Raw genomic sequence first — 20354 nt, 5'->3', positions numbered from 1 at the left:
GGGGGCGTGCCGGAACGGCTATTCCTTGCCCAGCTCTTCGCGAATCTCCTGCTGTCGGGTCGGCCACTTGTCGATCGAGCGGGTGATTTCGCGCACCGTCCACGGGGCGGGTTTGCGCAGCTTGACCTGCCCGTCCTTGTCGACCAGCGCCAGCATGAAACCGCGCGGGCGCAATTCCTTGCGCAGCGCACTTTTGCCCTTGGGATCGGTGTCGGTCAGAACGACCACGTCGCGCAGCTCCAATCCGGGCGCATCCGCCGCCAGGTACCGCATCTGTTCGACGAAGCGCGGATCGGCGGGGCTGTCGGCAAACACCACGATGGGCCGCTTGACCCACAGGAACTGTTCCAGCGTGACCTCGCCGCTCTCGGCCGGGATCGTTTCGGGCAGGGTTGCGTCGGCCGCCATGGCCCAGCCGGGCAGGGCGATAAATACTGCAATTCCAAGCATTCGCGTGATCATGGGACCTCCTGTTGATCAAGATATAGGCATCCCGACGCCGAATGCGAATGACAATTTCACGGGGGCCGCGCAGAAGCGCCGGACCCACGCCAAATCTCCCCACGGTGCCGCCCCCGCGCGGCGCGCAGACAAGAGGACAAACCCATGAGCCAAGGCAAGGATGACTGGCGCAAGCTGGCGGAAAAGGAACTCCGCGGCCGGCCGCTGGAGGACCTGAACTGGAACACCCTGGAAGGGATCGAGGTTCAGCCGCTTTACACCGAAGAAGACACCTCCGATCTGGATCACATGGGATCGCTGCCCGGCTTCGGCCCGTTCACCCGCGGGGTGAAGGCCACGATGTATGCCGGCCGCCCCTGGACCATCCGGCAATATGCCGGTTTCTCGACGGCCGAGGAATCCAACGCCTTCTACCGCCGCAACCTCGCCGCCGGTCAGCAGGGCGTATCGGTGGCCTTCGACCTGGCCACCCACCGGGGCTATGATTCCGATCACCCGCGCGTCGTGGGGGACGTCGGCAAGGCGGGCGTCGCCATCGATTCAGTCGAGGACATGAAGATCCTGTTCGACGGCATCCCGTTGGACAAGGTGTCGGTGTCGATGACGATGAACGGTGCGGTAATCCCGATCCTCGCCAACTTCATCGTCACGGGCGAAGAACAGGGCCATGACAAGGCGCTGCTGGCGGGCACCATTCAGAACGACATTCTGAAGGAATTCATGGTCCGCAACACCTATATCTATCCGCCCGAACCGTCGATGCGGATCATTTCGGACATCATCGAATACACCTCGAACGAGATGCCGAAATTCAACTCGATCTCGATTTCCGGCTATCACATGCAGGAAGCGGGCGCGAACCTGGTGCAGGAACTGGCCTACACGCTGGCCGACGGGCGCGAATACGTGCGCGCCGCGATCGAGGCCGGGATGGACGTGGACAAATTCGCCGGGCGTCTGTCCTTCTTCTTCGCCATCGGCATGAACTTCTTCATGGAAGCCGCCAAGCTGCGCGCCGCGCGCCTGCTGTGGCACCGGGTGATGACAGAATTCGGGGCGCAGAACGAACGATCCAAGATGCTGCGTACCCACTGCCAGACCTCGGGCGTGTCGTTGCAGGAACAGGACCCCTACAACAACGTGATCCGCACCGCCTACGAGGCGATGAGCGCGGTTCTGGGCGGCACGCAAAGTCTGCACACCAACGCGCTTGACGAAGCGATCGCGCTGCCCACCGATTTTTCGGCCCGGATCGCGCGCAACACGCAGCTGATCCTGCAGGAAGAAACCGGCGTGACCAACGTGGTCGATCCGCTGGCCGGGTCCTATTACGTCGAAAGCCTGACCGCGGAACTGGCCGACAAGGCCTGGGCGCTGATGCAGGAAGTCGAGGACATGGGCGGCATGACCAAGGCGGTGGCCAGCGGCATGCCGAAGCTCAGGATCGAGGAAACCGCTGCCCGCCGCCAGGCGATGATCGACCGCGGCGAGGAAGTGATCGTCGGCGTGAACAAGTACCGCAAGGACAAGGAAGACCCGATCGACATCCTCGACGTCGACAACGTCAAGGTGCGGGAAAGCCAGATCGCCCGGCTGCAGAAAATCCGCGCCGAGCGGGACGAGGCCGCGTGTCAGGCGGCGCTCGATGAACTCACCCGCCGCGCCAAGGAAGGCGGCAACCTGCTCGAGGCGGCGGTCGAAGCCGCCCGCGCCCGGGCCAGTGTCGGAGAAATCAGCATGGCAATGGAAAAGGAATTCGGCCGTCACCGCGCCGAGGTGAAGACCCTGGCGGGCGTCTATGGCGCCGCGTACGAGGGCGATGAAGGCTTTGCCAAGATCCAGAAATCGGTCGAAGATTTCGCCACGGAAGAAGGCCGCCGCCCGCGCATGCTGGTGGTGAAGATGGGCCAGGACGGGCACGACCGCGGCGCCAAGGTGATCGCGACGGCCTTTGCCGATATCGGCTTCGACGTCGACGTGGGGCCGCTGTTCCAGACCCCGGACGAAGCGGCGCAGGACGCGGTGGACAACGACGTGCACGTTGTGGGCATCTCGTCCCAGGCGGCGGGGCACAAGACGCTGGCACCGCAGCTGATCAAGGCGCTGGAGGAAAAGGAGGCCGGCGACATCATCGTGATCTGTGGCGGCGTCATCCCGCAGCAGGATTACGATTTCCTGAAAAAGGCGGGCGTGAAGGCGATCTTCGGGCCGGGGACCAATATTCCCGAGGCGGCCGAGGATATCCTGCGCCTGATCCGCGAGGCGCGCGGCTGATTGGACCGGGCAGGGGGGCTGTCTGCCCCCCTTGGCCTGCGGCCAATTCCCCCCGAGGATATTTCTGAAAAGAAGAAGGGCCCGGCGTCGCTCGTGACGCGCGGGCCCTTTTCCCGGGGAGGATTAGTCCGCCGTTTGCAGCGGGGCAGGTTGCTTCTGACGGCTGGCCAGCGTCAGCGCGCCATAGCCCAGCAATGCCGAGATCAGCGACCCCGCCAGCACGCCCAGCCGCACCTGGTTCATCAGGTCCGGGGTGTCGAAGCTGAGCCCGCCGATGAACAGCGACATGGTGAAGCCGATGCCCGCCAGGCAGGCGATGCCGTAGATATGCATCCAGTTCGCCCCGCCCGGCATCCGCGCCATGCCGGATTTCACCATGATCCAGGTCACGCCGAAGACGCCGATCTGCTTGCCCGCGATCAGGCCGAGCGCGATGCCCAGAGGCAGCGGCGCGGCGAGGTCGGCGAAAGTGATCCCGGCCAGCACCACGCCGGCATTGGCGAAGGCGAAGATCGGCACGATGAGGTAGAGCACGTAAGGCGCCAGCCCGTTTTCCAGCGCATGCAGCGGCGACTTGCCCCACTTGTCGGTGAGCGGGATGAAAAAGGCGGTGATGACGCCCGCCAGCGTCGCATGGACGCCCGACTTCAGCACGAAGAACCACAGGATCGCGCCGAGCAGGATCATCGGCGCCACCCGGTGCGTGCGCTTCATGTTCAGCCAGATCATCGCGCCCAGCGGCAGCAGCGACAGGAACAGGTAATCGACTTTCAGGTCGGCGGTGTAGAACAGCGCGATGATCACGATCGCGCCGAGGTCGTCGAGGATCGCCAGCGTTAGCAGGAACACCTTGAGCGAAGCCGGCGCGCGGGTGCCCATCAGCGCCAGGATGCCGAGCGCGAAGGCGATGTCGGTGGCCGCCGGAATGGCCCAGCCGGACAGGCTGGGTTCGCCCCAGTTCAGTGCCGCATAGATCAGCGCTGGCACCGCCATGCCGCCCACCGCCGCCATGCCGGGCAGCATCACGTCCTTGGGGTTCTTCAGCTTGCCTTCGAGTATCTCGCGCTTCAGTTCCAGCCCGATCAGGAAGAAGAAGACGGCCATCAAGCCGTCGTTGATCCACAGGATCAGCGGCTTCGCCAGCCCCTCGCCGTTGAGCGTGATCGCCAGCTTGGCGTTCAGAAAGGTGTCGTAGAAGCCCGAGAACGAGGAATTCGCCACGATCAGGGCGGCGACGGCCGAGAGCATCAAAAGGATACCGCCGGACGCCTCATGGCGGAAAAATCGATCTATGGTTCGAAGCAGCATTGCGTTTCCCTGTTGCCGGAGTCAGATTTCCTGACGAAATGGGTTATATTTGTCCCGCTTCAAGCGAGCGGGGCCGGAGGATGCGCGAAATGTTGCAATTGGATCACATTGTCGTGTCGGCGGAAACGCTGGAGGAGGGGCGCGAATATGTCGAGGGGGGACTCGGCGTGCCGGTGCAGCCGGGCGGCAAGCATGTGCTTTTCGGCACCCATAACATGTTGCTGGGTCTGGACAACGGGATTTACCTGGAAATCATCGCCATCGATCCCGATGCCCCCGATCCGGGGCGGGCACGGATGTTCGACCTGGGCCGGTTCGATGGCGCGCCGCGGCTGACCAACTGGGTGTGCCGCAGCGATGCGTTGGAGACCGACATGGCGCGCGCCTTCGGGCCGGACCTGGCGCCGCTGGCGTTGCAGCGTGGTGATCTGAGCTGGCGCATGGGGATGCCCGGGGACGGCACGTTGCCCTTTGCCAACCTGTTCCCGGCGATGATCGACTGGGGGCAGGGACCGATGGCGGCGGACCGGCTGGCGCCGTCGGGCTGCCGGCTGAAGGAACTGGTGATCGGCCATCCCGACAGCGCAGGGTTTTCGGTGGCGCTGCAGGGGCTTCTGTCCGAAGGCAGGGTCAGGATCGAGCCAAGCGAGGTTCCGGAAATGACGGCGATATTGGAAACCCCGAACGGAGAGGTGGCGCTGCGATGAATATCCGCCAAGCCGAACCGCGGGACGCCGCCGCAGTGGCCGACATCTGGAACCACATCATCCGCGACACCGCCGCGACCTTTTCGACGCTGGAAAAGACCGAAGCCGACCTGATCGCCGACTTCGCCGCGAAACGGGCCGAGGGCAAGGCCTTCCTGGTGGCCGAGGAGGCGGGCGAGGTGACCGGTTTCGCGACCTATTTCCAGTTCCGCGGCGGGCCGGGATACCGCCACACGATGGAACACACCATCCATATCGCGCCGCGGGCGCGGGGGTGCGGGCTGGGCCGCGACCTGATGGCGGCGATCGAGGATCATGCCCGTGCCGCCGGGGTGCATTCGCTTTTCGCCGGCGTCAGTGGCGACAATCCGTCCGGCGTCGGCTTCCATGCCGCGCTCGGGTATCGCGAAATCGCCCGGTTGCCCGAGGTCGGGCGCAAGTTCGACCGCTGGATGGACCTTGTGCTGATGCAGAAAATCCTTTGATCCGCGCGCCGCATCTGCTTTATGCGCCATGACTTTGACACCGGCGCGGGCTAGGATGGGATCATGTCGATCTGGAAACGCATAGGCGATGCGATCTCGGCCCTTGCCAATGGCGAGGGGCTGAGCGCGATCTTCGATCATCTGCGCACGCCGCCCGAACGCAGCGTGGCCTTCACCATCGCGGTGATCGCGCTGTCGGCCAAGATGGCCAAGGCCGACGGCCTGGTCACTCGCGACGAGGTCAGCGCGATGCGCGAAGTGTTCCAGATCGCGCGCGAGGACGAACCGGGCGCGGCGCGGGTGTTCAACCTGGCGCGCAAGGACGTGGCCGGGTTCGAAGAATACGCCCGCCGTATCCGGGCGATGTTCGGTGATGGCCAGGACTGCCTGTGCGACCTAATGGAAGGGCTGTTCCACATCGCGATGGCCGATGGCACCTATCATCCGGCCGAAGACGCCTTCCTGGCACGGGTGGCTGAAATCTTCGGCATGGGCGAGGCCGAGTTTCGCGGATTGCGCAGCCGCTTCGTGCCCGATGCCGCCCCCGATCCCTTCGCGGTGCTGGGGGTGACGCCGGGAACGCCGATCGAAGACATCCGGCGCGCATGGAAACAGCTGGTGCGCGACACGCACCCGGATGCGATGGTCGCCCGTGGCGTGCCGGCAGAGGCGGTGAAAATGGCCGAAAAGCGCATGATCGACCTCAACAACGCTTGGGAAGAAATCAGCGCCTCAGAAGACGCGTGATGGGAGAGGGCGTGATGCGGATCGCCACCTATAACGTCGAATGGTTCAACAACCTCTTTGATGACGACGGCAACCTGCTGGACGATGACCACTGGTCGGGGCGGCAGGATGTAAGGCGGGGCGAACAATTGGCCGCGCTTGGTATCGTGTTCACGGCGATCGACGCCGACGCGGTGATGGTGATCGAAGCCCCGGATGAAAATCACAAACGCACCACTGTCAGCGCGCTGGAAAGCTTCGCCCGCGCCTTCGACCTGCGCTGCCGCAAGGCGGTGGTGGGGTTTTCCAACCATACCCAGCAGGAAATCGCGCTGCTCTACGATCCCGACCGGCTGACCGTCTGGCACGATCCGCTGGGCGAACCGACCGGCAAGAAGGGATCGACCGAAGCGCCGCGTTTCGACGGGGTGTTCCGCATCGATCTGGATATCGACGCGACCGAGGATCTGGTCAGTTTTTCCAAGCCGCCGCTGGAACTGGGGATGCGTACCGCGGACGGGTTCGAATTCCGCATGATCGGGGCGCATCTGAAATCCAAGGCGCCGCATGGGGCGCGCGGCCGCGACGCGATCATGCGCGCCGCCATCACCAACCGGCGCAAGCAGCTGGCGCAGGCGATCTGGCTGCGCCGCCGGATCGAAACCCACCTCGCGGCGGGCGAGCCATTGATCATGCTGGGCGATTTGAACGACGGTCCGGGGCTGGACGAATACGAAGACCTGTTTGGCCGCTCATCGGTCGAAATCGTGATGGGCGACCCGGACGGACCCTGCCTTTATGATCCGCATGCGCGACAGGCGCTGCGCCACCCCTGGGCGCAGATCAGCACCGCCCGGTTCTATATCGCGCCGGAAAAGCGCTATCTGCAGGCGCTGCTGGACTACATCATGGTGTCGCCCGACCTGCGCGCGCGCAACCCGCAATGGCGCATATGGCACCCATTCGACGACGCCGGGTGCTTCAGGGTGCCGGAATTGTGCCATGCGCTGCAGACCGCGTCGGATCATTTCCCGGTCACGCTGGATATCGACCTGGATTAGGGCGCCGATTCCTCCGATCCGCGGGAAACGGCCTAAATCGCATGGGCCTCTAAAAAATGTCATCGAACTGGACTATCTTATGGTCATGAAACACGTTCTTGCCACCGCCCTGACCTCCGCCCTGCTGGCGCAGCCTGCGCTCGCCAATGATCAGGGCGCGGAACAACCGAAGACGGAAGAGGAAGGCTTTTCCCTGATGGAGGAAGGCGCCCGGCTGTTCTTCAGAGGGATCATGCAGGAAATGGAACCGGCGCTGGAAGACCTGCAGGACCTGACCGAGGAAATGGAACCCGCGCTGCGCCAGTTCGCGCAGGAAATGGGGCCGGCGCTGCGCGACCTGATGGGCAAGGTGGACGATATCACCATGTATCACCCGCCCGAACTTCTGCCCAACGGCGATATCATCCTGCGCCGCAAGCAGCCCCTGCCGCCGGAAACCGATCCGCTGCCGGAAAAGGAAGACGGTCAGATCGACCTGTAATCGACGGCCCCGATAATCCGCTTCAGGCCGTTCGCGACCGGCCCACGCGGCGGATCTTCACATCGGTTTCCGCCTCCAGCGACCGGGCCAGCGATTTGAACCGCGCCTCGGCCACCTCTCCGAACAGCGGTTCGGAGTTCTGCGCCAGGATCAGTTGCAGATTCTTCTTTTTCGGGAACCAGCGCAATTCGCCGACGGCTTCATCCTTCTGCGGCCACAGCATCGCGCCAAGCCGCATCGCCTTGCCCAGGATTTCCGCCTCTTTCACCGCTCTGTCGTCCAGCAGGTCGAACATCGGTTCGAACCGCGTCCCCGAGCGCGAATTGCGATAGCGGTGCAGCAGCGACAGCCCCAGGAACACCCGTTCGGAATGGCGCAGCCCGCCCAGGTTGGCCCGCGTCACGTTGTCGAAACAGACTTCGGCGCGGTAATCGGGATGGGCCCGCCAGCTGACGTCATGCATCAGGCAGGCGGCCTTGATCAGGCGCTTGCGTTCCAGCGGCGCGGATTTGAACAGCGGCAGCACGAATTGGTACAGGCGGCGGCCGAACCCGGGCATGCGGGCATCCTTGGTTTCGGAAAAGTAGCTCGCCTCGATCAGCGGGTCGCGTTCGCGCAGCTTCTGCGGCATCTGTTCGTAAAGCATGCCTTCGCGGATGCCATAACTGGAAATCGCAATGTCATGTGGCTTGAAGGTCCGGATCACCTGCTTGAGAACCTCGCCCGCCAGGGGCACCAGCGCCATCCGCTGCCCCGACAGCCCGCAGCGCTTGCGCAATTCGTCCGGGTCGGTTTCGGCGATATAGGCCAGCGTGGCATTCACCGATTTCTTGGTCATCCGGTATTCGTGCAGCACATGCAGCGGATAACCGCGCCGTTCCATGTCGATCCGGGCGATCGCCCGCCACGATCCGCCGACCAGGAACAGCCGGTTGCGCTGCGGCCCCATGGTATCGGCCAGCGCCGCGACGGTTTCGGCGATATAGGCCTTGCGGCCCTTCTTGCCGCCAGCCACGTCCTTCAGCTTCAGCGGCCCCAGTTTCGACGTCACCCGCCGCTTGACCTCGCCGCCGGCGATTTCGGCCAGTTCCATCGACGACCCGCCGATATCGCAGACCAGCCCGTAAGATCCCGGCCAGCCCAGCAAGACGCCCTGGGCCGATAGCCGGGCTTCTTCCTCGCCGTCGATGACGAAGATCCTGATGCCGGTTTCGCGTTCGACCTCGGCGACGAAATCCGGCCCGTCCTCGGCTTCGCGCACCGCCGCCGTGGCCACCGCGGTCAGCGGCGGCATGTCCATGCCCTCGGCCAGCCTTCGGAACCGGCGCATCGCCGCCAGCGCCCGCACCCGGCCCTCGGGGTTCAGCCGCCCGGTTTCGGACAGTCCGGCACCAAGCGCACACATGATCTTTTCGTTGAAGAAATAGGCCGGTGACCGGGCGGCGCCGTCGAACACCACCATCCGGACCGAGTTCGACCCGATATCGACCACGCCGACGCGCGACAGCGCCCGCGACGAGGGGTCGTTGAACAACGGCCGGCCAAACGGATCCCAATCCTGTGACGCCGGGCTGCGCGGATCGTCCATCGAAATCTTCCTTCGTAATCCCCGGCTTTCATGCCCAAGCCGGGGGGCTTGGTCAATCGTTGGTATGCGTCAGTTTCGGCACATCCTTGGCGCCGGCCGATCCGCGGCCAGACAGCGAAGGATTTTCCATGAAGAACCTGTGGCAATTGAACGCAAAGGCGCCTTCGTCCCAGGTCGCGCGTTCGAAATGCCCGTCGGGTTTCATCACCCAGCTTTGCGCCACGTCCGCCATGTTCGCCGCCATGATCTGGCTGACGATCTGGGCCTTCACGGTGGGATTTTCGATCTGCACCAGGGTTTCGACCCGGCGGCTCAGGTTGCGCCCCATCCAGTCGGCCGAGGAAATATAGACCTTGGCCTGTTTGCTGGGCAGCCCGTGGCCGTTGCCGAAACAGGCGATGCGGGAATGTTCCAGGAACCGGCCCACGATAGATTTGACCCGGATGTTTTCGCTCAGCCCCTTGATGCCGGGGCGGATGCCGCAGATGCCGCGGATGACGAGGCTGATCTTCACCCCGGCCTGGCTGGCCTTGTACAGCGCGTCGATGATTTCCGCGTCGATCAGCGAATTCATCTTGGCCCAGATTTCCGCCGGCCGCCCGGCGCGGGCATGTTCGATTTCGTTCTCGAATTCCTCCAACAGCTTTTTCTTCAGCCCGCTGGGGGAAATCGACAGCTTTTCCAACCCTTCCGGTTCGACATACCCGGACAGGTAATTGAACACCTTGGTCGCGTCGCGCCCAAGGCCCGGGTCGCAGGTGAAGAACGACAGGTCGGTGTAAATCTTGGCGGTGATCGGGTGGTAGTTGCCGGTGCCGTAATGGGTATAGGTGACCAGCTTGTCGCCTTCGCGGCGCACCACGGTGGAAATCTTGGCATGCGTTTTCCAGTCGGTGAAACCGTAAACCACATGCGCCCCGGCGCGTTCCAGCCGCCGCGACTGGCGGATATTGGCGGCCTCGTCGAAACGTGCCTTCAGTTCGACCAGCGCGGTGACCGATTTGCCGTCCTCGGCGGCCTCGCACAGCGCCTCGACGATGGGCGAACGTTTCGAGGTCCGGTACAGCGTCTGCTTGATCGCCACCACGTCCGGGTCGCGTGCCGCCTGCTGCAGGAAGCGCACCACCATGTCGAAGGTTTCATAAGGATGATGCAGCAGCATGTCCTTCTGCTTGATCGCTTCGAACATGTCGCCGTCGTGGTCCTGCACCCGTTCCGGCACCCGCGGGGTGAAATTCGGCCACAACAGGTCGGGCCGGTCGTCGATCACCAGCTCCTTGACGTCGGCAATGCCGATCATGCCCTCGACTTCGACGATTTCATCGTCGGCGACATGCAATTCCCCCATGATCACCGATGTCAGCGCCGCTGGGGCGCCGGACGAAATCTTCATCCGCACCACTTCGCCGCGGCGGCGGCGCTTCAGCGCCACCTCGAATTCGCGCACCAGGTCTTCGGCCTCGTCCTCGACCTCCAGGTCGCTGTCGCGCAGCACCCGGAAGGTGCAATGGCCCTTCATCACGTAGCCGGGAAACAGCTTTTCGTTGAACAGCAGCAGCAATTCTTCCAGCGGCAGGAAGCGATGCCAGCCCTCGGAGGTCGGCAGCCGCACGAACCGGTCGATCTGCTGCGGGATCGGCAGCAGCGTGGTCAGTTCCCGTTTGTCGCGGCGCCGTTCCATCCGCAGCGCCAGCGAAAATCCGGTGTTCGGGATGAACGGGAACGGGTGCGCCGGGTCCACCGCCAAAGGCGACAGCACCGGGAATACCTGGTTGAGGAAAATGTCCAGCAGGTAGGGCTTGTCCTCGTCCGGCACGTCGTCGCGGCCCAGGATGAAAATGTTCTCCGTCGCCATTTCCTGTCGCAACACGTCGAAGATTCGCTGCTGTTCCTGCATCAGGTTGCGGGCGTCTTCGTTGATCAGAACCAGCTGTTCGGCGGGCGTCAGCCCGTCCTGTGCCGGCGCGGTGTGGCCTTCGCGCTTCAATTCGCGCAGGCCGGCGACGCGCACGGTATAGAATTCGTCCAGGTTGGTGGCCGAAATCGACAGGAACCGCACCCGTTCGAGCAGCGGCACGCGGGGATTCGTCGCCTCTTCCAGAACCCGCCAGTTGAAACCCAGCCAGCTGAGTTCGCGATTGTAAAATCGGCCCGGTCCGGAGAAATCCAGATCGGGAAGTTCGATCGGCTCCGAGAACGGAGCTTGGAGAAAATCTGCTTGCAACATAAGGCGCTTATGCTTGGAACCTGTAACGCTATGGTGACAGAGAGTGCCTCTGCGCGGGGCGATTGTCCAGCGCGTTGCCGCGGCAGCGCCTAGGTCGACCCGTCCAGGAAATCGGGCAGTTCGCTCTGGCCCAGAACCTCCGCCGCCAGCCGCCGGGTGATGGGGCGTTTCTGCGCCAAGGCCTCGCGGTCGACCCGCGCCACCAGGTCGCGCGCGGCCTGCATCGACCGGTCCATCCGCGCCACCAGATAGGAAATCACGTCCGGCCCCGGCGCCAGTTGCCGGTCGGCGAACAGCTTCGCCACCACGGCTGACAGCAGCTGATCGTCAGGCTGGTCCAGCCTGACCGCCTGGGTGCCCTGCATCCGGCTCATCAGGTCCGGCAGGGTCAGCCCCCACAGATGCGGTTCGCGGTCGGCGGTGACCAGCATGTGATGGCCCTCGGCCAGAACCAGGTTGTGCAGGTGGAACAGCGCCTCTTCCGCGTTGCGGTTGCCGGCGATCTTCTGCACGTCCTCGACCACTACGGGGCCGGCCGCCAACGCCGGGATGTCGGCCGTGACCAGGTCGCGCGCCGGTACGATCCGCGCGCCGCTTGCCGCCGCCCAGACATGCGCCAGGTGGGTCTTGCCCGATCCCGCCGGTCCGATCAGGGCGAGCTTGCGCCCGGCCCAGCTTTGCCAGCTTTCGATCAGGACCACCGCCATCGCATTGGCGGGCGAGACGAAGAAATCGTCACGGCCCAGTGCGGGGCGCACCGGCAGGTCGAAACTCAGCTGCTGTCCTTTCACGCGTCGTCTTTCCCGGCTTGTCCGGCATGGCCACGATACAGGCGGCTGCCCTTGTATTCCCGGATCAGGAAACGGGTGACGACGCCGATCGCGGCGGCCACCGGAACCGCCACGAGCATGCCGATGAAGCCGAACAGCGCGCCGAACACCGACAGAGCCAGGATCAGCCAGACCGGGTGCAACCCGACCGAGCTGCCGACCAGTTTCGGGGTCAGGACATTGCCCTCGGCCACCTGGCCCAGCACGAAAATCCCGGCCACCAGCCCGATCGAAATCCACTCGCCCCAGAACTGGAACAGCGCCAGCCCGATCGCCAGCACGCCGCCGACGAAGGCGCCAACGTAAGGAATGAAGGTCAGCGCCCCGGCGACGAAACCGACGACCAGCCCGAATTGCAGCCCCACCAGCATCAGCGCCACCGCGTAATAGGTGCCCAGGATCAGGCTGACGGTGCCCATGCCGCGGATGAAACTGGCCAGGGTTTTGTCGATATCCGCGGCGACGCTGCGGATCACCGGCGCATGATCACGCGGCAGCAATTCGTCGACCCGCGCCACCATGTTGTCCCAGTCGTACAGCAGGTAGAACGCGACCACCGGCACGATGACCAGAAGCGCCACCATGTTGATGATCGACATCGCCGAACTGAGCACCGTGTTGAGCAATTCGCCGCCGCGCGACTTGATCGTTTCCCCGACCGAGGCCAGCGATTGGTACAGGGTCGAGTTCTCGTCCATCAGATCGGGGAAACGCCCGGTCAGGAAACTGCGCAGATCGTTGAACAGGTCGGGCACCGTATTGAACAGCGACACCGCCTGCTGGATCAGGGTCGGCAGCACCAGCAGCACCAGGATGACGAAGATCAGGATCGCGGCCAGGGTGATCACCGCCGTCGCCGCCGCCCGGCTCAATCCCGCACGTTCCAACCTGTCGGCCACCGGATCGAGGAAATAGGCCACCGCGCCGCCCAGCACGAAGGGCAGCAGCACGTCGCCCAGATACCACAGAACCAGGGCAAAGACCGCCGTGGCGATCCCCCAGTATTTCACCTGATCCCTGGCCGGCAGAGCCATGCGCTTTCCCCCGTTTTCCCCTTATGTCGTCTGTTGCGGGCGTTTGTGCAAGGGGGGTTTTTGGCCTGGCCCGGGTTCAGGCGGCGGGTGGCGGCGGCGGGGAATAGGCCTCGGGGCCGGCGCGCCAGGCGTTCCACTGGGTGGGGAAATCGTTGGTGTCGGCAATGCCCACCGGCAATTCCCATTGCGGCCAGTGCCCGGGCCAGTCGTTGGCGCCCGGCGTGACATGCCCCGGCAGGATGACCGAGGCGTCGCCGAAGCTCGACGTGATCTGCTCGGCGGCGATTTTCACGACGGAAAAATCCATTTCGCGCAGCGCCGCGCCCTGCATGTTGGCGGCACTGAGCGCGGTGTCGGCGTCCATCCGCGCCCGGGTGATAAAGGCCCCGGCCATCCGTGCGCCGCGCAGATCGGCGCCCTGCAGCCGGGTTTCGAACAGGCTGGCCTTGTCCATGTGGGCCTCGAACAGGTTGGCCACCTCCATATGAGCTTCGAACAGGCTCGATCCTTCCAGCCGCGCACCGGTCAGCTTCGCGCCTTCCAGCCGCGCCTCGCCCAGATCCGCCGCCTCCAGATGCGCGTCGCGCAGGTCGGCCCCCTGCATCCGCGCCCGGTAGAGCAGCGCGCCTTCCATCCGTGCCTCGTGCAGCAGCGCGCCTTCCAGCCGCGCCCGCCGCAGGTAGGCGCCTTCCAGCCGCGCCCCGAACAGCCGCGCGCCTTCCATCCGCGCCTCGAACAGGTTGGCGCCCTCGAGCCGGGCGGCATCCATGTGCGCGCCTTCCAGCCGCGCCCCGGCGAGCTTCGCGCCTTCCAGCCGCGCCTCTTCCAGCCGCGCGCCGCACAGAAGCGCCCCGGCCAGGTCGGCCCCCTGCAGGTTGGTGCGGCGCAGGTCGATCCGGTAACCCGGATAGGCCCAGATGATTTCCCGCCACCCGGTCAGGCGGCGCAGGAACGTCTTGACCGCGTCCGCCGGGATCGCCTCGGCCGGGTCCCCGTCGGGCAGCGCGTCGTAGGTTTCGGTGTCGAAGACCCAGTTCGGGGCTGCGCCGGGCGCGGTGCTCCATTCCGCCTCGGCCAGCCGCTGCGCCGGATTGCGCCGCGCCAGGATGTCCAGCGCCATCTGGATATCCACCCGCGGCCCGCGTAGCGATTGCGCCCAGTCGCGGGCATTGTTGTCGAACTGCGGGGAAAAACGGGCCCGGCGCCACATCTCGTGCTGCCGCCGCATGGTGTCATCGGCCTGTTCCGGCAACGGTTCCCAGTCGGGCAGCGGGAAATCCGTCGCGTCGCGGGCCGGGGCGTTTTCGCGGATATAGGCGCAGAGGATTTCCATCACCCGCACATGGTCGCGGCTGCGCCCGTGGATCACCGAATCCCGCGCGATCCGTTCCAGCGACAACAGTGCGCCGGTGCGTACTTCGATATTGGGCACAGATTGATCGATTGTGACCGGCACACCCCGCGGATCCCGCCCGGTCGTCTGCACCGTCTTGACGGTGGCCAGCAATTCCACCGCGTTGGAAATCAGTTCGGTGATCCGGCCTTCCTGCTGTACCCACAGCGCCCGGCGGCTGACCGCCGCGGACCAGATCAGCAAGGGCGCGGCCAGGATGCCGGTCACCACGATCCCGCTGCCGGCATCGATCCCGGCCGGGAACGCGATCACCCGCAGCAGGATGAGAACGCTGGCGGCCAGCGCCAATGCAAACAGCAGCAGGGACCCCACTGCAAAGGCAGGCCGCAACCGGGTGGCCGTCGGAGAACGCTGCGCGTCGGCCAGGACGAACCAGTAGGGAAGGCTTCTATGTGCGTCTTCTTCACGATCAGTCATGAAAAAGTCTTAGCGGCAAAATGCTTGCGAAAGACTTAACCCCCGGCTGCATCGCGGTGAAACCGCTTCGCGCCTCAACGGGCTTGTCTGCCCGCCCGACACCTTCTAAACCGTCGTTCAACTCGATTTTCCAAGGCCAAAGGGGTCATTCATGCGTCTGTCGCGCTATTTCCTGCCCGTTCTGAAAGAAAACCCGTCCGAAGCGCAGATCGTCAGCCACCGGCTGATGTTGCGCGCAGGCATGATCAAGCAGCAGTCGGCAGGCATCTATGCCTGGCTGCCCTTGGGCTTCAAGGTGCTGCGCAAGCTGGAAAACATCGTGCACGAAGAACAGATCCGTGCCGGTCACATCCCGATGCTGATGCCGACGCTGCAATCGGCCGACCTGTGGCGCGAATCCGGCCGTTACGACGGGTACGGCGAAGAAATGCTGCGGATGCAGGACCGGCACGGGCGCGACATGCTCTACAGCCCCACCGCCGAGGAAATGTTCACCGACGTGTTCCGCGCCCATGTGAATTCCTACAAGGACCTGCCGCTGACGCTCTACCAGATCCAGTGGAAATTCCGTGATGAAATCCGCCCGCGCTTCGGCGTGATGCGGGGCCGCGAATTCTACATGAAGGACGGCTACAATTTCGACCTGTCGAAAGAAGATGCGCTGCACGCCTATAACCGCCACCTGGTCAGCTACCTGCGCACCTATGAGCGGATGGGGCTGCAGGCGATCCCGATGCGCGCCGACAGCGGCCCGATCGGCGGCGATTACACCCACGAATTCCTGGTTCTGGCCGAAACCGGCGAATCGGAGGTGTTCTATGACAGCGAAATCACCGATCTGAGTTTCGGCGACCGCGAAATCGATTACGACAGCGTCGAACAGTGCCAGGCGGTGCTGGAGGAATTCACCTCGCGCTATGCCCGCACCGACGAAACCCATGACGAGGCGCTGTTCAACCAGATCCCCGAGGAACGCCGCCGCACCGCGCGCGGGATCGAGGTCGGGCAGATCTTCTATTTCGGCACCCAGTATTCGGACGCGATGAACGCCGCCGTGCAGGGCCCCGACGGCAAGCCGGTGCAGATTCACATGGGATCGCACGGCATCGGCGTGTCGCGCCTCTTGGGCGCGATCATCGAGGCCAGCCATGATGAAAACGGCATCATCTGGCCCGAGGGCGTGACGCCCTTCCACGTCGGCATCGTCAACCTGAAACAGGGCGACGAGGAAGCCGACGCCGCCTGCGAAGCGCTTTACGACAGCTTCACCGCCGCCGGTCTGGAACCGCTTTACGACGACCGCAAGGAACGCGCGGGCGGCAAGTTCGCCACCATGGACCTGATCGGGCTGCCCTGGCGCATCACCGTCGGGCCGCGCGGGCTGAAGAATGGCGTCGTGGAACTGACCAGCCGCCGCACCGGCGAAAGCGAGGAACTGCCGCCCGAACAGGCGGTGGAAAAGATCATCAAGATCTACGCCAACCACCGCGTGACCGGGCTCTGATCCGTTCACCGTTCTGGCAAGCGCATGCGCCGGTCATCAGGCCGGCGCGGCACATCCGGCTGGGTTGGTTATGGCGTGGTGGAAGTGACCTGCCGTCGCGGTGGCGAATGCGAAGCGCCGCGCCCGGAACCGGCCGGCTGTTGCGCGGGGGCGGCGGGGATTTATCGGCGCCTTGATCCCCAAGGGCGCCGTCTCCGGCAAACTGCTGGCGAAATGGCTGGTCACACCAGCCCCCGAAGGGCAAAGGTCAGTAGCGCCAGCAATCCCGCCCCGTTCAAAACCGTGAAGACCAGCGCGATGCGACGGCGCAGCGGCTGGCGCGAGAGCCACCTAGTCATAGCTGAACCTTTCCGACAGGATTTTTCCCGAGGGAACACCGAGAGCCATCAGAGTGTTTTCGATTGATTCTATCATGGCAGGCGGGCCACAGAGCACGTAGAGCCAATGCTTATGCTCCTCCCCCCCGAATTCCGCGCGCAGCAGGTCAGGCGAAACCATGCCGGTCTCGCCCGACCAATCCTCGGGCGGTTCCGACAGGACGTGGATCAGGTGGGTGCCGTGATCGCGGGCCAGGCTCTCCAATTCGTCGGGGTAGACGATCTGATCTTCGCTCCGGTTGCCGTAAAGCAACGTCGTGGGACGGGTGTCGCGGGTGGCCCGAAGATCGCGCAGGATGCTCAGCAGCGGCGCGATGCCCACCCCGCCGGCGATCAGGGCGATGCCGGGGGCTGGATGATCTTTTATCGTCAGGTGCCCGTGCGGCCCGTCCAGGTAAGCGCGGGACCCGGGCTGTACCTGGCCGATGGTCCGGGTGAAATCGCCTTGTTCCTTGATGATAAAGCCGACTTCCGATCCGGACGCGGGCGATGAACTGATCGAAAAGGGATTTTCCTGCAGGCTGAACGGATTGTGCCCCAGGTTCAGCCAGGCGAACTGCCCGGCGCGATAGTGAAAGGCGGTGTCGCGTTCGGGGCGCAGCGTGACTTCCCAGGTCTTTTTCGCAATGGGCCGGACCGCTGCCACCCGCCAAGGGCGCCGCAGTTGTGCGGCGGGGGTCAAGACGTAGACATAGGCAAAGGCAAACAGCACCCCCCCCAGCAGGACAAGCCACACATAGACCATCACCGGGTCGGCGCTGTAGCGGCCCGCGCGCAATGCGTGCAGTACGCCGAATACGGCGATCAGCGCCGCGCCCAGCCCATGCACCAATCGCCATGTCTCATAGCGGTATGCCAGTGCGTTTCGGCCGATCGCCATCAGCACCAGCGTGGGTAGCAGCAGCCACGCGATGATGCCTGGCCAGATTGCCGAGAAGTCATGCGTCACCGAGAATTGCCGGCTCACGTCCCAGTCGGGCGCCGGCGCACGGCGGGTAGTGTAGAAGAAGGGATGGATCACCGCCAGAACGGCCGCGCTGCGGGCCAGCAGCTGGTGCATCCGCATCACGATATCGGTGCCGGCCCTGCGCGTCACGAACCGATAGCGGCCCAGCAGCACGAACTCGGCCAGAATGACGGCCAGAGCCAGGCTCCCTGCGCCCGATGCGAGTTCATCGGCGATGGACCGTGGCGCAAGCCCCTGCAGCCAAGCAGAGCACAGGGGGAGCAAGGTGGCGAACAGATAAAGAATGATCAGCAGCCGTACCGGCATGATCCGTAACTCCCTGTCTCTTGGGTATGGCTACTGCGACGGTCTCCGGAAAACCAGCAAAATACGCAGGGAACTGTGCCCGGTGCGATCCCGCCCGGCAAGTTGAAACTTGACCTCCGCCCGCCGCTGGGCCACCTCTGGGAAAACCAAGCAAGGGCCGGATGATGGCGGGCAGCACAGCACCTTTTTCACGTTTCGAATGGATGATCGCCTGGCGCTACCTGCGCGCGCGCCGCGCCGAGGGCGGGGTCAGCGTGATGACCTGGATTTCGCTCATCGGCATCACCCTGGCGGTTTTCGCGCTGATCGCCACCTTGGCGGTCCGTTCGGGGTTCCGCGCCGAGTTCGTCGATACCATCCTCGGCGCCAATGCCCATGCGACGGTCTACAATATCGGCCGGGTCGATCCGGTCACCGGCCGTATCGACCGCACCATCCCCGATTACGCCGACATGGCCGGGAAGATCCGGCAGGTGCCCGGCGTGACCCGGGTGGCGCCGCTGGTCAAGGGGCAGGTGATGGCCAACGCGCGCGGCCGCAATGCCGGGATCGAGGTGTTCGGCATCGCGCTCGACGATCTGAAAACCATTCCCCGCATCGTCGCCGCCGACACCGGCATGGGCGATATCGACCGTTTCGCCGAGGGCATCGCCATCGGGTCGGGCGTGGCACGCGAACTGGGCGTGTCTTTGGGCGACAAGGTCAAGGTAATCTCTCCCAACGGGGTCAAGACCGCCTTCGGCACCTCGCCGCGGGTGAAGGCCTATGAAGTCGTCTATGTCTTCTCTGCCGGGCGCTACGACATCGACCGTGTGCGCGTCTACATGCCGTTCGACGAGGCGCAGTCCTACTTCAACCGCGAAGGCGTCGCCGACGAGCTGGAAGTGATGGTGGCGGAGCCGGAGAAGATCGACGACATGGCGCTGTCGCTGATGCGGGCCGGCGGCGACGGGGTGCAGGTCTGGACTTGGCGCGACGCCTCGGGCGGGTTCCTGCGTGCGCTCGATATCGAGGACAACGTGATGTTTGTGATCCTGTCGATCCTGGTGCTGATCGCGGCGATGAACATCGTGTCGGGGCTGATCATGCTGGTCAAGAACAAGGGCCGCGATATCGGCATCCTGCGCACCATGGGGCTGACCGAGGGATCGGTGCTGCGGGTGTTCTTCATCTGTGGCGCCTTCACCGGGCTTATCGGCACGCTGTTCGGCGTGCTGTTTGGCTGCCTGTTCGCGGTCTACATCGACCCGATCTTTTCGATGGTGAACTACCTTGCCGGCGGCGGTGTCTGGGACCCGTCGGTGCGCGGTATCTACAACCTGCCGGCCAAGCTGCAACTGGGCGACGTGCTGAGCGCGGTGTCGCTGTCGCTGGGTCTGAGTTTCATCGTCACCATATTTCCGGCGCGGCGCGCGGCGCGGATGAACCCGGTGGAGGCGCTGCGCTATGAATGATCCCGTGCTGGCCCTGTCGGGCATCACCAAGACCTACAACAAGGGCCTGCCAAATGCCGTCGAGGTGCTGCGCGGCGCCGATTTGACCATCGCGCATGGCGAAGTGGTGGCGCTGGTCGCGCCCTCGGGGGCGGGCAAGTCGACGCTGCTGCACATCGCCGGGCTGCTGGACACGCCCGATGCCGGATCGGTGCGGATTTGCGGCCGCGAAATGGTCGGGTTGTCCGACCGCAAGCGGACCGCCGCGCGGCGCGAGGACATCGGCTTCATCTACCAGTTCCACCACCTGCTGCCGGAATTCACCGCGCTGGAAAATATCGTGCTGCCGCAACTGGCTCACGGCTGCAATCAGCGCGAAGCCGTGACGCGGGCGGCCGACCTGCTGGCGCGGGTCGGCGTGGGGGGGCGTGCCGATCACCGTCCCGGCGCCCTGTCGGGCGGCGAACAGCAGCGGGTGGCCTTCTGCCGGGCATTGGCGAACGAACCGGCGCTGCTCCTGGCGGATGAGCCGACCGGCAACCTCGATCCCGGTACCGCAGATCAGGTGTTCGGGACGCTGATGGAACTGGTGCGCGACACCGGAATGTCGGCGCTGATCGCGACCCACAACCTGGAACTGGCGGCACGGATGGACCGGGTGTTGCACATGGACAACGGCACCCTGACCGAGGCGTGAGCGGGCAGGCGCCGCGCCGCCGTCATATCGCCCGTCCGGCGGCGCTTCGGGCGGCC

General features: G+C 64.6%; 17 protein-coding genes. 9 read left to right on the top strand and 8 right to left on the bottom strand.

Annotated elements, in window-relative coordinates; translation table 11 throughout:
- Positions 1 to 18: 18 nt before the first annotated feature.
- Entirely contained in the window at positions 19 to 462 is a 444-nt protein-coding gene (locus IT775_RS15250) for a DUF4174 domain-containing protein (RefSeq protein ID WP_212702045.1), read from the bottom strand.
- A 144-nt stretch (positions 463 to 606) separates the two neighbouring features.
- On the opposite strand from IT775_RS15250, the gene scpA reads away from it, so the two are divergent.
- Entirely contained in the window at positions 607 to 2736 is a 2130-nt protein-coding gene (scpA, locus tag IT775_RS15245; protein ID WP_212702043.1) for a methylmalonyl-CoA mutase, read from the top strand.
- Positions 2737 to 2859: 123 nt separating this feature from the next.
- Here the strand turns inward: scpA and nhaA are convergent, their stop codons facing one another.
- Entirely contained in the window at positions 2860 to 4044 is a 1185-nt protein-coding gene (gene nhaA, locus IT775_RS15240) for a Na+/H+ antiporter NhaA (protein WP_212702041.1), read from the bottom strand.
- 89 nt (positions 4045 to 4133) lie between these two features.
- On the opposite strand from nhaA, the gene IT775_RS15235 reads away from it, so the two are divergent.
- From IT775_RS15235 to IT775_RS15215, 5 genes are all read left to right on the top strand, one after another.
- The gene (locus tag IT775_RS15235) at positions 4134 to 4751 is read left to right on the top strand and encodes a VOC family protein (RefSeq protein ID WP_212702038.1); all 618 of its coding nucleotides are present in this window, start codon (positions 4134 to 4136) and stop codon (positions 4749 to 4751) included.
- A complete protein-coding gene (locus tag IT775_RS15230) occupies positions 4748 to 5236 on the top strand; it encodes a GNAT family N-acetyltransferase (RefSeq protein WP_212702036.1) in 489 nt (162 codons plus the stop codon). Before IT775_RS15235 ends, IT775_RS15230 begins: the two co-directional genes overlap by 4 nt.
- Positions 5237 to 5299: 63 nt before the next feature.
- Complete coding sequence (locus IT775_RS15225; RefSeq protein WP_212702034.1) at positions 5300 to 5983, top strand: molecular chaperone DjiA; 684 nt, start codon at positions 5300 to 5302, stop codon at positions 5981 to 5983.
- 14 nt (positions 5984 to 5997) lie between these two features.
- On the top strand, positions 5998 to 7023 hold the full coding sequence (locus tag IT775_RS15220; protein ID WP_212702152.1) for an endonuclease/exonuclease/phosphatase family protein: 1026 nt from the start codon (positions 5998 to 6000) through the stop codon (positions 7021 to 7023).
- 85 nt (positions 7024 to 7108) lie between these two features.
- Positions 7109 to 7504, top strand: coding sequence for a hypothetical protein (locus IT775_RS15215; protein WP_212702032.1), 396 nt, complete (start codon positions 7109 to 7111; stop codon positions 7502 to 7504).
- A 22-nt stretch (positions 7505 to 7526) separates the two neighbouring features.
- Here the strand turns inward: IT775_RS15215 and IT775_RS15210 are convergent, their stop codons facing one another.
- From IT775_RS15210 to IT775_RS15190, 5 genes are all read right to left on the bottom strand, one after another.
- Entirely contained in the window at positions 7527 to 9092 is a 1566-nt protein-coding gene (locus tag IT775_RS15210; protein ID WP_212702030.1) for a Ppx/GppA family phosphatase, read from the bottom strand.
- Between the two features lie 52 nt (positions 9093 to 9144).
- Positions 9145 to 11319, bottom strand: a complete 2175-nt coding sequence (locus IT775_RS15205) for an RNA degradosome polyphosphate kinase (protein WP_212702028.1) — start codon at positions 11317 to 11319, stop codon at positions 9145 to 9147.
- An 89-nt stretch (positions 11320 to 11408) separates the two neighbouring features.
- Positions 11409 to 12110, bottom strand: coding sequence for a DnaA ATPase domain-containing protein (locus tag IT775_RS15200; RefSeq protein ID WP_343231150.1), 702 nt, complete (start codon positions 12108 to 12110; stop codon positions 11409 to 11411).
- On the bottom strand, positions 12107 to 13183 hold the full coding sequence (locus IT775_RS15195; RefSeq protein WP_212702027.1) for an AI-2E family transporter: 1077 nt from the start codon (positions 13181 to 13183) through the stop codon (positions 12107 to 12109). Before IT775_RS15195 ends, IT775_RS15200 begins: the two co-directional genes overlap by 4 nt.
- Before the next feature lie 76 nt (positions 13184 to 13259).
- A complete protein-coding gene (locus IT775_RS15190; RefSeq protein WP_212702024.1) occupies positions 13260 to 15014 on the bottom strand; it encodes a pentapeptide repeat-containing protein in 1755 nt (584 codons plus the stop codon).
- A 151-nt stretch (positions 15015 to 15165) separates the two neighbouring features.
- Between IT775_RS15190 and proS the strand changes: the two genes are divergently transcribed.
- Entirely contained in the window at positions 15166 to 16518 is a 1353-nt protein-coding gene (gene proS, locus IT775_RS15185; RefSeq protein ID WP_212702022.1) for a proline--tRNA ligase, read from the top strand.
- Positions 16519 to 16848: 330 nt separating this feature from the next.
- Here the strand turns inward: proS and IT775_RS15180 are convergent, their stop codons facing one another.
- Positions 16849 to 18168: a ferredoxin reductase family protein gene (locus IT775_RS15180; RefSeq protein ID WP_212702020.1), complete on the bottom strand. Its 1320-nt coding sequence runs from the start codon at positions 18166 to 18168 to the stop codon at positions 16849 to 16851.
- Positions 18169 to 18332: 164 nt separating this feature from the next.
- On the opposite strand from IT775_RS15180, the gene IT775_RS15175 reads away from it, so the two are divergent.
- Both IT775_RS15175 and IT775_RS15170 read left to right on the top strand, forming a co-directional pair.
- On the top strand, positions 18333 to 19622 hold the full coding sequence (locus IT775_RS15175) for a lipoprotein-releasing ABC transporter permease subunit (protein WP_212702012.1): 1290 nt from the start codon (positions 18333 to 18335) through the stop codon (positions 19620 to 19622).
- Positions 19615 to 20298 (top strand): ABC transporter ATP-binding protein, encoded by a 684-nt coding sequence (locus tag IT775_RS15170; protein WP_212702004.1) that lies wholly within the window; start codon positions 19615 to 19617, stop codon positions 20296 to 20298. Before IT775_RS15175 ends, IT775_RS15170 begins: the two co-directional genes overlap by 8 nt.
- The last annotated feature ends 56 nt before the right edge of the window (positions 20299 to 20354 follow it).

Origin of the sequence: Thalassovita aquimarina, assembly GCF_018219815.1 — a bacterium.
Taxonomy (GTDB): domain Bacteria; phylum Pseudomonadota; class Alphaproteobacteria; order Rhodobacterales; family Rhodobacteraceae; genus Thalassobius; species Thalassobius aquimarinus.
This window is presented reverse-complemented; position numbering and strand designations above follow the sequence as displayed.